At 56.7% G+C, this 12503-nt stretch carries 10 protein-coding genes; 7 read left to right on the top strand and 3 right to left on the bottom strand.

Features of this window, described 5'->3' with window-relative positions; all coding sequences use genetic code 11:
- Window positions 1–59 precede the first annotated feature (59 nt).
- The 4 genes from E5J99_RS16965 to E5J99_RS16950 all read left to right on the top strand — a co-directional run bounded on the left by E5J99_RS16965 (window position 60) and on the right by E5J99_RS16950 (window position 5836).
- Window positions 60–467 (top strand): hypothetical protein, encoded by a 408-nt coding sequence (locus E5J99_RS16965; protein WP_135499011.1) that lies wholly within the window; start codon window positions 60–62, stop codon window positions 465–467.
- Between the two features lie 89 nt (window positions 468–556).
- The gene (gene carB / locus E5J99_RS16960) at window positions 557–3787 is read left to right on the top strand and encodes a carbamoyl-phosphate synthase (glutamine-hydrolyzing) large subunit (protein ID WP_135499010.1); all 3231 of its coding nucleotides are present in this window, start codon (window positions 557–559) and stop codon (window positions 3785–3787) included.
- A 904-nt stretch (window positions 3788–4691) separates the two neighbouring features.
- Window positions 4692–4898: a hypothetical protein gene (locus E5J99_RS16955; RefSeq protein WP_135499009.1), complete on the top strand. Its 207-nt coding sequence runs from the start codon at window positions 4692–4694 to the stop codon at window positions 4896–4898.
- Between the two features lie 32 nt (window positions 4899–4930).
- The gene (locus tag E5J99_RS16950; RefSeq protein WP_135499008.1) at window positions 4931–5836 is read left to right on the top strand and encodes a hypothetical protein; all 906 of its coding nucleotides are present in this window, start codon (window positions 4931–4933) and stop codon (window positions 5834–5836) included.
- Between the two features lie 1560 nt (window positions 5837–7396).
- On the opposite strand, the gene E5J99_RS16945 is transcribed toward E5J99_RS16950, so the two are convergent.
- From E5J99_RS16945 to E5J99_RS22070, 3 genes are all read right to left on the bottom strand, one after another.
- Complete coding sequence (locus tag E5J99_RS16945; protein ID WP_135499007.1) at window positions 7397–7771, bottom strand: hypothetical protein; 375 nt, start codon at window positions 7769–7771, stop codon at window positions 7397–7399.
- A gap of 81 nt (window positions 7772–7852) precedes the next feature.
- A complete protein-coding gene (locus tag E5J99_RS16940; RefSeq protein WP_210114473.1) occupies window positions 7853–8314 on the bottom strand; it encodes a Uma2 family endonuclease in 462 nt (153 codons plus the stop codon).
- 9 nt (window positions 8315–8323) lie between these two features.
- Window positions 8324–8455: a hypothetical protein gene (locus E5J99_RS22070; protein WP_262713031.1), complete on the bottom strand. Its 132-nt coding sequence runs from the start codon at window positions 8453–8455 to the stop codon at window positions 8324–8326.
- Window positions 8456–8746: 291 nt separating this feature from the next.
- On the opposite strand from E5J99_RS22070, the gene E5J99_RS16935 reads away from it, so the two are divergent.
- The 3 genes from E5J99_RS16935 to E5J99_RS16925 all read left to right on the top strand — a co-directional run bounded on the left by E5J99_RS16935 (window position 8747) and on the right by E5J99_RS16925 (window position 12223).
- The gene (locus E5J99_RS16935) at window positions 8747–9691 is read left to right on the top strand and encodes a Rossmann-fold NAD(P)-binding domain-containing protein (protein ID WP_135499006.1); all 945 of its coding nucleotides are present in this window, start codon (window positions 8747–8749) and stop codon (window positions 9689–9691) included.
- A 251-nt stretch (window positions 9692–9942) separates the two neighbouring features.
- Entirely contained in the window at window positions 9943–10158 is a 216-nt protein-coding gene (locus tag E5J99_RS16930) for a hypothetical protein (protein ID WP_135499005.1), read from the top strand.
- A 1006-nt stretch (window positions 10159–11164) separates the two neighbouring features.
- Complete coding sequence (locus E5J99_RS16925; RefSeq protein ID WP_135499004.1) at window positions 11165–12223, top strand: aldose epimerase family protein; 1059 nt, start codon at window positions 11165–11167, stop codon at window positions 12221–12223.
- The last annotated feature ends 280 nt before the right edge of the window (window positions 12224–12503 follow it).

Raw genomic sequence — 12503 nt, 5'->3', positions numbered from 1 at the left:
AAAGGAGAAGGGGAGCTGAGACTGCATAAATATCTTCCATTTAATTACTTGCCTGCATTATGGCTTCAAATATCAGCTTGGAAGTTAAGGTAATTAAAAGGTTCGTTAATAAGTCTAAGCGCGACCGTTATATCCAATTTGTTTCTTCGGAAAAGAACAGGGTAAAATTTATTAAAGACTTGTCTCATTTTAATTTTCTTGAACCTTCGCTATTTGCTCCCGTGAATGGAATTGAAGAAGATGTAATTCTAACGTCTACTGAAAAGAACGGCGTAGCTAATACGACTTGCTATGTCATTAGTGAGAACAAAAAAATAGACGCTAAATTTTTAAATACAAAAGAGGCTATATCTGCAACAGTAGGTCACGGATTGGGTACAATGCTGGTTTTTGGTGACGCTGAAATGATATTCTATGAGTGCGAAACAATGAACATAAGATATATAAGCAAGAAGGTAACCCAATAAACACTTCAAAAGCATCTCCTTAACCATCACACTCCCCCTCTCCTTTTCGGAGAGGGGGCCGGGGGGTGAGGCGAACGTTGCACGACCTAATGAACAAACCCAACAAAGTACTCATCCTCGGTTCCGGCGCGCTGAAAATTGGCGAGGCCGGGGAGTTCGACTATTCCGGCTCGCAGGCCCTCAAGGCGCTGAAGGAGGAAGGCATCCGCACCATCCTCATCAACCCCAACATTGCCACCGTGCAGACCTCCGACGGCATGGCCGACGACGTGTACTTCCTGCCCGTGACGCCCTACTTCGTGGAGGAAGTCATCAAAAAAGAGCGGCCCGATGGCATTCTGGTGGCCTTCGGTGGCCAGACGGCCCTGAACTGCGCCGTGGCCCTGTACCGGGCCGGCGTGTTCGAGCAGTACGGCGTGCGCGTGCTGGGCACGCCCGTGCAGAGCATCATCGACACCGAGGACCGGGAGATTTTCAAGGTCAAGCTGGACCAGATTGGGGTGCTCTCGGCCCGCAGCGTGGCCTGCACCAGCATGGCTGAGGCGCTGGCCGCCGGCGAAACCATCGGCTTCCCCATCATCGTGCGGGCCGCCTTCGCGCTGGGCGGACTGGGCAGCGGCTTCGCCAATAATATGGACGAGCTGCGCCCCCTGGCCCGGCAGGCCTTCACGACTTCGGACCAGATTCTGGTGGAAGAATCACTGAAGGGCTGGAAGGAAGTGGAGTACGAAGTGGTGCGCGACCAGTTCGATAACTGCATCACGGTCTGCAACATGGAGAACTTCGACCCCATCGGCATCCACACCGGCGAGAGCATCGTGGTGGCTCCGTCGCAGACGCTGAGCAACCGCGAGTACCACAAGCTGCGCACCATTGGCATCAAAACCATCCGGCACCTGGGCATCATCGGCGAGTGCAACATTCAGTACGCCCTCGACCCGCATTCCGAAGATTACCGCGTGATTGAGGTGAATGCCCGCCTCTCGCGCTCGTCGGCGCTGGCCTCGAAGGCGACGGGCTACCCGCTGGCCTTCGTGGCCGCCAAGCTGAGCCTGGGCTACTCGCTGGCCGAACTGAAAAACAGCGTCACGCAGACCACCTCGGCCTTCTTCGAGCCCGCCCTCGACTACGTGGTGGTGAAGCTGCCGCGCTGGGACCTGGGCAAATTCTCGGGCGTGAACCGCCAGATTGGCTCGGCCATGAAGAGCGTGGGCGAGGTGATGGCCATCGGCAAAACGTTCGAGGAAGCCATTCAGAAGGGCCTGCGGATGCTCGATACCGGCAAGCGCGGCTTCGTGGCCAACCGGCCCGAAAGCATCGAAAAAGACACCATCGACCAGCTCCTGAGCGAGCCGAACGAGGAGCGCATCTTCGCCATCAACAACGCCTTCGAGGCTGGCTACACGCTGGAGCAAGTACATCAGCTCACGCGCATCGACCACTGGTTTTTGCAGCGCTTGCTGACCATTTTCAAGCTGGGCCAGCAGTTGGCCGCCGGCCGCGCTACGGGCCTCGATGGCTTGGAAACTAAGCTCTTGCGCGAGGTGAAGAAAGCCGGTTTCTCGGACCAGCAGATTACCGTGCAGCTGCTGGGCGAGGGCGACGTGAAGGCCGACGAGCTGCGCGTGCGCGCCCGCCGCAAGGCCCTGGGCGTGCTGCCCGTCATCAAGCAGATTGACACGCTGGCCGCCGAGTTTCCGGCCAAAACCAACTACCTCTACACCACCTACCACGGCACCGAAAACGACCTGGACCGCGAAACCGCGAAGTCCATCGTGGTGCTGGGCTCGGGCGTGTACCGCATCGGCTCGTCGGTCGAGTTTGACTGGTGCGGCGTACAGGCCGTGCAAACGGCCGCTGAGGAGGGCTACAAAACCATCCTCATCAACTACAACCCCGAAACCGTATCGACCGACTACGACGTGAGCGACCGGCTCTACTTCGAGGAGCTGAGCTTCGAGCGGGTGATGGACATTCTGGATTTCGAGCAGCCCGGCGGCGTAATTCTGAGCACCGGCGGCCAGATTCCCAACAACTTAGCCATGCGCCTCGAAGAAGCCCACGCGCCCATTCTGGGCACCACGGCCGCGCACATCGACGAGGCCGAGAACCGCCACAAGTTCAGCAGTATCATGGACGAGCTGGGCATTGCCCAGCCGCGCTGGAAGGAGCTGACTTCGCTGGAAACCATGCACGAATTCGTGCGGGAAGTGGGCTACCCGGTGCTCATCCGGCCGAGCTATGTGCTGTCGGGCGCGGCCATGAACGTGGTTTCCAACGCCTTCGAGCTGGAAGAATTCCTGAAAGCCGCCAAGGAAGTCAGCGCCGAATACCCGGTGGTGGTGTCCGAATTCATGCAGGAAGCCAAGGAAATTGAGCTGGACGCGGTGGCCGACAAGGGCGAAATCGTAAGCTACGCCATATCCGAGCACGTCGAGTTTGCCGGCGTGCATTCCGGCGACGCCACCATGTACTACCCGCCCCAGCGGGTGTACGTGGGCACCATCCGCAAGCTCAAAATCATTGCCGAAAAGGTGGCCCGCCGCTACGAAATCAGCGGCCCGTTCAACATCCAGTTCCTGGAAAAAAACGGGGCCATCAGCGTGATTGAGTGCAACCTGCGCGCCTCGCGCAGCTACCCCTTCGTGTCGAAAATCTCGGGCAACAACCTCATCAAAAAGGCCACCCAGGTGCTGCTGGGCAAGGAAGTAACGCGCGACGAAAGCGAGCGGATTTACGACCTGCCCTTCGTGGGCGTGAAGGCCCCGCAGTTCTCCTTCACCCGCCTGCCCGGCGCCGACCCGGTGCTGCGCGTCGACATGGTGAGCACCGGCGAAGTGGGCTGCCTGGGCGACACCGCCGAGGAAGCCCTGCTGAAATCGATGCTGAGCGTGGGCTACAAAATCCCCGCGAAAACGGTGCTCATCTCCGGCGGCCCCATCCTGTCGAAAGTGGCGCTGCTCTCCGCCACCGGGCTGCTGGTGAAGCGCGGCTACCAGATTTACGCCACCCAGGGCACCCACCGCTTCTTCGCCGAAAACAGCATCCCCAGCAGCCTCCTCTTCTGGCCCGACGACCTGCAGGAGCCCAACGTGCTGACGTATCTAAAGGAAAAGAAAATCGACCTGGTCATCAACATCCCGAAAAACCTCTCAAAAGGCGAACTGGATAACGATTACAAAATCCGCCGCACCGCCGTGGATTCCGGCGTGCCCTTGCTGACGAATGCGCGGCTGGCAAAGGCGTTTATTAAGGCGTTTTGCACGCTGGAGATGAAGGATTTGAAGATTAAGAGTTGGAACGAGTATCGGGCGATGTAAATGGTGCCAGTAATGTATAATTTAAGAGCCCCTACGTTTGAGCTGCTGCTTAAACATGGGGGCTCTTAACGGACGGTATGTTGAAATGAATAGTCACGACAACACAGTTTTAAAGTCATCAAACAATCGATTTAATAATTCATAATGTCCATCATCTACAATTATCAAGGTATTGAATACGTATATGCTACTATTTAACTCAAAACTCAGCTCATATTTTCTAAAGCTTTTTGGTGGCAACATTATATCATACCTGTATCTAATCTTGTCAATTGTCTCATTAACAGTGTCATACCTAAACAAACCCCCTTTCCTTTTTAAAACTGATTTAGGGGGTATCAATCCCGTCAAGAAAGCTTTAACCAAGATTTTTGTTCTTGTGTTGTAATTGTCTTTAAATTTAAAATTTCTCCTCCCTACACTTGATAATACAACTGACTTTGTTTCTAGAATGTATCTACTGTCTCTGCGATGCTTATAGTGGTAGAATTCAGGGTCGTGTATCAGGGTTATTCCATACTCTGTCAAGGCATCTACAAGGTGGTTGTGTATTCTGATGGACTTTATTAGATTTCCTGTAGATTTAAATGCCGTCAAAAATGTGTCTTTAATAGACTCATTAACTTTTGTATCTAAGTACATTTGAAATAAGTATATTGGTTCCATGAAATAGTATAATTGTTTCCATTTTTTATAAGATTCGGGGAAATACCTAATAAATAAATTCTCGTACTTTGCGATGCCTACAATGCTGCTTTCGATTCTCTCGTAATCAAATATATAATGCTCTATGTACCCCTGATTTGTTAGTCCTTTTAATATTTCAGATAAACCGTTAGAGGGGTGTAATTCAAAACTACGCGTTGGGTTGGTAACTTAGGGTCTGGTCTAATCTACTTGCCCCATGACGAAAGAAGCCTACCTGGCGCTAGCCGCCGCCCAGTATGAGGAGTTGCGTGCCTTGGGCCAAGAGCCGGATTTTTACACACTGGAGGAGAAGTTTGACCAGTTGTGGACGGCGCTGGGGCGTTCGGTGCTCGAACAGACGCTGGGGCCGGTGCCCGCCAACAAGCAAAAAAAAACAGCGTCCAGACCCGGTTCGGGCGCGTAGCCATCGCTAAAGCCAATCCGTTCAGCGCCCCGGTGCTGGGCTCGCGGACCAGCCCCTACCTGCAGGCCAAGTTGGTCCTGCTGGCGGCCGACCACGTCTTTGCCCACGTGCCGCCGCTGGTCGAATCCCTACTGGGCATCCGCGTGAGCACGACCCAGGTCTACCGCCGCACCCAGGCGGCGGCCCGGGCCCTGCCTGCTGCCACGCTCGATGCGCCCTGCCCGTCGGTGAGCGCCGGACCGGGGCCGGTCTACGGCATGGTCGATGGCTCGATGCTCTTCACCGACACGGGCTGGCAGGAAGTCAAAGTCGGCCGCGTCTTCCAGCACAGCGCCCCGGCCAGCGCCCCGGCCGGGCAAACCGGGCCGTCCCAGTACGTCGCCCAGCGGGGAGCCTACGCCACCTTTACCCAACGCTTTGAGCGCGTACTGCCGCCCGACGCGCAGGCCGACCAGGTCTTTGTCACCGACGGGGCGCAGTGGATTCACCACTGGCTAAAAGCCGCTTATCCCCACGCCACGCACATTCTCGACTTCTATCACGTGGCCGAAAAGCTGGCCGCCGCCGCCCAGGCCGCCGACGCGCCGCCCACCTGGCTGCCGGCCCAATACGCCCGGCTCTGGGCCGGACAAAGCCCGGCCGTGGAACAGGCCGTGGCGGCCTTGCCCGGGCTGACGGCCCCGCTGGCGGCGCAACTCGGCTCCTACCTGTGCACCAACCGGGCCCGCCTGCGCTACGACCTGTTCCGCCAACGCGGCCTGCTCTGCGGCAGCGGACCCGTCGAGGCCGCCCACCGGACCCTGCTACAGGTCCGGCTCAAACGAAGCGGCCAGCGCTGGTCTAATGGCGGGCTCGACCGGCTCGTGCGCTTACGCTCGGCCCTGAAAAGCCCCCAACTGCACTTGCTCACCGACCTGTTTAAACAAGCAACCGCGTAGTTTTGAATTACACCCATTCTACAACAAGAAGCCGTTATTGAAAATAGGTCAAAGAGTTTCTGAGCTTCCCAAAGAGCTTGGCTATCGGTTCGACCCTAATCTTGATTTTTAAGAATATTACGGTGTAATTACGGACTGTTTATCCCTTTCCGAATATTTTACGATTACACAATCAACGGGGTCAGTTAATGGGATTGTACTCTTTGCAGCTGATGGACGTGAAAACAGAATTTTCAATTTAACAGGAAATTGGTTGTTTGATATAGACACTTCAAAAGCTGAAACAATTGCTGCTTTACATTCTCTGAGAAAAAAGGTATTCCCATGTTTACCGCCATCGAATACTTTGCTTAAAAAGCGTTTGATAGAAATAAATAACGGTGATTTTATAGAATCCTATGAACTATCTACACCAAAGGAAGCCCCAGACTGGCGCGAGTTTAGCGAAGCGTAACTCGTGACCAGCCATGATGTGGAGGCTGTGCCTCCACTGTCGCGAAAGCGGCAAACCGGAGCAGCGCCGCCTGCTTCGTTCAACGGTGTCGTTCTAATGCGAGGCGCAGCCTCGCCCGGATGTTCGGCGCGAGTTACGCTGCGCTAAACTCGCGCCAGTCATCGCAGCATACGTCTGCCCCTGAAACCGAAGAAGCCCCCGGTGCTGGTACACCGAGGGCTGCGAAGAAGAAGGTGGAAACGCACTCAGCTTCCCGGTCCAATGAGCAAAAAACGTGCGGCGAGGATACGGAAGAACCCCCTGCTTCGTAAGCTCAACCCATCGGCGGCTTCAACCGGTTTCTGCTGGCGGCTGGTGCTGGAAACGGGCAAGGTGGCGCTAAGGTGGCGCTCACCGCCGCAGCCTGGCTATGTCGACGATATACTCGTCGCGCAGTGGTTTGCGAAAAGCGGGTAGGTGGGGGTAGCCCCGGCCTGTCGGGTGCGCCGATTTTCAACGATTCCGTTCCACGGTGGACCAGGGCCAGCCCGCCCTTCCTTCGCGCCGGCAGGACCGTGCCAGCGAGCCAGTAGGGGTGGTACAGGGTGGGGGTGGTACAAAAATAAGTGTACCACTCCTATCCTGTACCATTCCCTCCCCAGGCGTAGCATCCTGCCCCGCGCCGAATCGTTGCCAGTCCTGCATCCCTGGCTGGGCCTCTCCCAAGCTGACTTGGCGCGCCCGGCCGCCGCATGGCCACATCAGCCGGGCAAGGATGTAGCAAGCCCCCAACTAGCGCGGGTATAGCGCAGCGTACCTCGTGACCAGCCATGAGGTGGGGGATGCGCCTCTACTGCCGTGCCAGCGGCAAACCGGAGCCGCGCCGCTGGCTTCGTTCGATACTGTGTTCTATTCCGGGGCACAGCCCCGCCCGCTATTCGGCACGGGTTACGCTGCGCTAAACCCGCGCTAGCGCCATTTCGGACTCCGTGTACAACCGATTGCCTGTAGCGCGAAGCTCCGCTTCGCGTTTCGGTGCACGGGTGCCGGTCGGCTCGTTCAACGATACGCGAAGCGGAGCTTCGCGCTACTATACCCCGCCTCCGAAACTCGCGCCAGCCGGGGCTTTAGCTTAACGGATCAGATGGCGGCTGAACGGTCTTTACACCAGTCACCGCCACCTCGCCTGCTGCGAGCTGCTCTGCCATAAGGGGTAGGAATAGCTTCATATTATTTTCGTACACCCCTTTGGTATGCCAACGCAGCCGGAGCTGCTCGCGGGCCTGCTCGTTTATAAATAGCTCGTTTTTAGGAGTCATCAGCAGCATCGCTACGTTGCCTCTATTCTCGGTCACGACAAATAAAAATTCGTCCCCATCCCGGCGCATTCCGGCTTTCCAATAATCGATGTGTTCTTCCAGCTCATATTTATACAGCGCGTAGCTCATGTCGGCATCTAGAACCAAGGCCTTACGCAGGCTGTTTTGAATAGCTTTTTTCATGGGTTGTCATTACCGAGATGATAGGTTGGGGATGGTATGCGGGTGGTTGGGGGTAATGTATCAGGAGGACGCAGTGTAGATTTATTCCCGCCGCAACGGCCGCAAATCCAGCCCAAAACCGGGCAGCGCCGGCTCGGCGCTCAGCGTCGCGTCGAAGCGGCTGATTTCATCCGATTCCTGGCCGGGGCGGTAGATGGTGGCGGTTTCATTGGTGGGGTCGAGCAGGAAGCCGACTGCTACGCCGTTGGCCAAATAGGTGTCCATCTTGCGGCGCAGCTGGGCCAGCCCATCCGAAGGCGAGCGGACTTCGACCACGAACGTGGGGCACACCGGCGGGAAGCGCAGACGCTGTTGTTCAGGTAAGGCCTCATAAGTAGCTTTGGGCTCCCACGAGGCATCGGGTGAGCGCACGGAGCCGTCGGGCAGCGCGAAGCCGGCCGAGGATTCGAATACGTAGCCAAGCTGATGCTGGCGGTTCCAGAGCATCAGCTGAAAAGTGACTTCACTGAACTTGCGGCTGGATTCGGAACCGGCGGGAGGCATGGCAATAATTTAGTGGTCGGCGTTGCGCTCCAGGCCCAGAAGCGGGTTGTGCTGGCAGATGTCGAAGAACTCGTCGTCGGTGAGCCGGGCCGGAACTGGGCCGTGCAACACCATCATGTTATCGATGTTGGCGAGAGTCATAGCAGCGGCATTAGCTGTAAGAGAGCTTGTTCAAATATATGTTGTTGCCCTTTTGTGCGCTTTGTATAAACTAGGAAGTTTGGCTGCCTTTTCCCTATCATGCCGTTCTTGCGCAATAATCTCTAAGAAGCTGTTTGAGTTAGCAAAAAGCTGCCATTGTGATGTAGAGATGCATAGTTGCGTCTCGTCGCCTGCGCCTCAAGGCCAGGTTTTGTTCAACGATGAGACGCAACTATGCGTCTCTACATCATTCCTGATACCTAAAAAATTAACTCAAACAGCCGCTACACCATGAAAAACTTCACCTCCTTCGCCGATGCGGGCGACTATAAAGCCCTGTTGCAGCAAGCCCTCGAAATCAAGGCCAACCCCTACGGCTACCAGCACATCGGGCGCAACAAAACCATCGGCCTCATCTTCTTCAACCCCAGCCTGCGCACCCGCCTCAGCTCGGTGAAGGCGGCCTACAATCTGGGCGCGCAAGCCTGGGTACTGAATGCCGGGGCCGACTCCTGGACCCTGGAAATGGCCGACGGCGCGGTGATGAACGGCGGCACCCAGGAGCACATCAAAGACGCCATTGCGGTGATGAGCGAGTACTGCGACGTGCTGGGCGTACGCACGTTTCCCACCCTCACGAACAAGGCTGAGGACTATGGCGAAGTCGTCTTCAACAAGATTCTGCAGTACGCCACCGTGCCCGTTATCAGCTTGGAAAGCGCCACGCTGCACCCGCTGCAAAGCTTCGCCGACCTCATCACGGTAGCCGAAACCAAGCAGAAGGAGCGCGTGAAAGTGGTGCTCACCTGGGCCCCGCACGTGCGCGCCCTGCCCCAGTGCGTACCCAACTCGTTCTGCGACTGGTTCTCGGAAATCGACTGGGTCGACTTCGTCATCACCCACCCCGAGGGCTACGAGCTGGACCCCAGATTCACCAAAGGTGCCCGCATCGAATACGACCAGAAAAAAGCCCTGGAAGGCGCCGACTACGTGCAAGCCAAAAACTGGAGCAGCTACACGGACTACGGCCAGGTGCTCGGCAACGACCCCGCCTGGATGCTCACCCCCGCCCACATGGCCCTGACCGACAGCGCCAAATTCCTGCACTGTCTGCCCGTGCGCCGCAACGTGGAAGTGTCCGACGCCGTGCTCGACGCGCCCGGCTCGCTCATCATTCAGGAAGCCGGCAACCGCACCTTTTCCATGCAAACCGTGCTGCACGAGCTGCTGAAGTAGCGTAGATGCTGGGTAGGTAGTGTGTGGTTGTTATAGCGGTTTCGCAAACCGTAACTACCCGCTGTAGCGACGCGTATTCGTGTCTCGTCGGTGAACGAAACCGGGCAGGCGGCGCGGGCGACGAGACGCGAATATGCGTCGCTACAGCAGCCGGGTTGCACCGTGCACGAAGTCGCTATAATAGACTGATTAGCAATTGTTTTTGCGCGGTAAAAAGGATATATTAACTATCCACTTTATTCCTTGAAACCATGGAAAATCAGGCTGAAAAACGCGCCCGTATGCTTGTTGAGCAATGGCTGGTCGCGCATCCGGAACGGGTTGGGAACCGGCGGCGCAAGCCCGAGGATTTTCTGAACTGGAAGCTGGCCGCTATTCGCTCGGTGCGGGAAGGCAACCCCTACGACGTGGGGGATATTCTGCGGCGGCTGGCTACGCAGGCCGAAGGCTCGGCAATGGAGGATTAGGCCTGCAACAGCCCGGAGTCGAGCCGTGCAGCCACGTCGTTGATTGAATCAGCAGATTTGCGAATTGAATAGGTTCACTAACCAGCCGTACCAATTGATGCGCAGGCTCGCGTCACTATAATTTTTCAACAGAAGAAAGGCCCGTCGAAGCTATTCGACGGGCCTTTCTTTTGGTTCAGGCAACTCTACTCTGCGAAGTTGTTTAGGAAGTCTGTCGAACCTCATGCTGAGCTTGTCGAAGCATCTCGCGTGCAACGGTAATCTAATAGACTTGTTCCTGAATAAAGCGAAACACAAAAAGGCTGTCATGCCGAGCTTGTCGAAGCATCTCTACCGCAGTGGTACTTAGCATTGCGGTAGAGATGCTTCGACAAGCTCAGCATGACAGCCGAATGTTAGCATCGGTTCCTAATTCAGGAACAAGTCTAATTACTTACTGCACGCGAGATGCTTCGACAAGCTCAGCATGAGGTTCTACCTGGTTTCAGCGACTTCTTGAATAACTTCTATTCCTTCACTGCTTCACGAGTCTGGTAGCCAGCTGCGTGCAGGCGTCGGCGTAGCACACCAGATAGATCCCGCCGGGCAGGCTACCGGCTGCAATGGCGATGTGCCCGGTGCCAACCCGGCCGGGTGCGGTGGGCGCGCTACCTGACAGCCAGGGAAGCTGAAAATACACGTTGAAGACCATTTTTGCGGCTGCATTGGGTTGGGAGCCGGCTCGAAAGTAGGTTCTGTAGCGTAACTTTCAGGCCCGGGCTACATTGTCGCCTAGCGGGTGGCTGTCCTGTTTCTACCGCCAGCCACCCGACAAAGCAAGGGTATTCCCGCGTTTTCACCTCTGGCCCGGCAATGGGTATCCCGACTTTTGTGCGACGTGAGTGTGCTCAGGCGTGGCCGGCAACTCTGGTGGCCCGGGAGTAGTTTAAACAGGTCCGGTACAGCTAGCCGATACCAGTTCGGGTGGCTGTGCTTCCTTCCTGATATCCACTAACCTCTGACCACTATGCCTACTATTGCTCCTTTTGGTACAACCCAGGATGGCACTGCTGTGCAGCTTTTTACGCTTTCCAACGCCCACGGCCTGCGCGTAGCCATCACCAACTACGGCGGTACAATCATTAGCCTGCTGGTGCCCGACCGCAGCGGCATTCTGGGCGACATCGTGCTGGGCTTCGATGCGATGCGCGGCTACCAGAGTGCCGAATACCTGCGCGCGGGGCCTTATTTCGGGGCGCTGATTGGCCGGTATGGCAACCGCATCCGCAACGGCCACTTCGTAGTGGACGGCCACCACTACACGCTGGCCCGCAACAACGGCGCGCATCACCTGCACGGCGGCCTGCGGGGCTTCGACAAAGCAGTGTGGCAGGCCACTGCCGGAACCAGCGCCGCCGGCCAGACGCTGACGCTGACGCACCAAAGCCACGACGGCGAAGAAGGCTACCCCGGCCATCTGGCCGTGACGGTGGTGTACACGCTCACCGAAAAAAACGAGCTGCGCCTCGACTACACCGCTACCACCGATAAGGCCACTCCCGTCAACCTGACAAACCACGCGTATTTCAACCTGAGCCTGGGCCAGCGCCCCGACGTATTAGCCCACGAAATACAGCTGTTTGCCGACCGCTACACCGTCGTCGACGCCACGCTGATTCCGACCGGCGAGCTGCGCCCCGTGGCCGGCACCCCGTTCGACTTTACCGCGCCACACGTCATCGGGGGGCGAATAGGGCAGGTGCCGGGCGGCTACGACCACAACTGGGTGCTGAACGGCGCGGGCGGCAGTGGCCTGCCAGCAGCAGCCCGCGTGTACGACCCTGCTTCGGGCCGGACGCTGCACGTCAGCACCGACCAGCCCGGTGTTCAATTCTACACGGGTAATTTTCTGGATGGTAGTCTGCGGGGCAAGGGCGGCGTGGTATATGGCCAACACGCTGGCTTCTGCCTCGAAACCCAGCACTTCCCCGATTCACCCAACCAGCCCGAATTTCCCACTACCATTCTCCGCTCCGGCGCAGTGCTGCATTCTACCACGGTGTATACCTTCGGCGTCCAGAGCTGAGGGTAGATTTGAAACTGGATAGGAGTATCATTTCCCCTGTATCTCATTCCGAGGATTCTACGCCTAAAGTAGAGCCTGACGAATTCTGTGTGCCAGGGTACTGCTATTCGTTAGTGCTATAGAGGTGCTTCAACAAGCGTATAGTAGGGCAAGTGTAGGCTTCCCCTCGAAGTAGGCCAGTGAAAAGTAGAGGAAAGGGGTATATTTTCTCACCCTTTCCCTACTGCCCCATGAAAAAGAGCCGCTTTAGTGAAGCGCAAATCATCGGCATCCTGCGCCA

Origin of the sequence: Hymenobacter elongatus (assembly GCF_004745955.1) — a bacterium.
GTDB classification, from domain to species: domain Bacteria; phylum Bacteroidota; class Bacteroidia; order Cytophagales; family Hymenobacteraceae; genus Hymenobacter; species Hymenobacter elongatus.
Note: the sequence above shows the minus strand (reverse complement) of the source record. Positions and strands in the feature narration are given on the sequence as shown.

What these genes read in the sequence shown, in the direction of transcription:
- E5J99_RS16965 (WP_135499011.1), top strand. Translation starts at nt 60, where the DNA reads ATGGCTTCAAATATCAGCTTGGAAGTTAAGGTAATTAAAAGGTTCGTT.
- carB (WP_135499010.1), top strand. Translation starts at nt 557, where the DNA reads ATGAACAAACCCAACAAAGTACTCATCCTCGGTTCCGGCGCGCTGAAA.
- E5J99_RS16955 (WP_135499009.1), top strand. Translation starts at nt 4,692, where the DNA reads ATGACGAAAGAAGCCTACCTGGCGCTAGCCGCCGCCCAGTATGAGGAG.
- E5J99_RS16945 (WP_135499007.1), bottom strand. Translation starts at nt 7,771, where the DNA reads ATGAAAAAAGCTATTCAAAACAGCCTGCGTAAGGCCTTGGTTCTAGAT.
- E5J99_RS16940 (WP_210114473.1), bottom strand. Translation starts at nt 8,314, where the DNA reads ATGCCTCCCGCCGGTTCCGAATCCAGCCGCAAGTTCAGTGAAGTCACT.
- E5J99_RS22070 (WP_262713031.1), bottom strand. Translation starts at nt 8,455, where the DNA reads ATGACTCTCGCCAACATCGATAACATGATGGTGTTGCACGGCCCAGTT.
- E5J99_RS16935 (WP_135499006.1), top strand. Translation starts at nt 8,747, where the DNA reads ATGAAAAACTTCACCTCCTTCGCCGATGCGGGCGACTATAAAGCCCTG.
- E5J99_RS16930 (WP_135499005.1), top strand. Translation starts at nt 9,943, where the DNA reads ATGGAAAATCAGGCTGAAAAACGCGCCCGTATGCTTGTTGAGCAATGG.
- E5J99_RS16925 (WP_135499004.1), top strand. Translation starts at nt 11,165, where the DNA reads ATGCCTACTATTGCTCCTTTTGGTACAACCCAGGATGGCACTGCTGTG.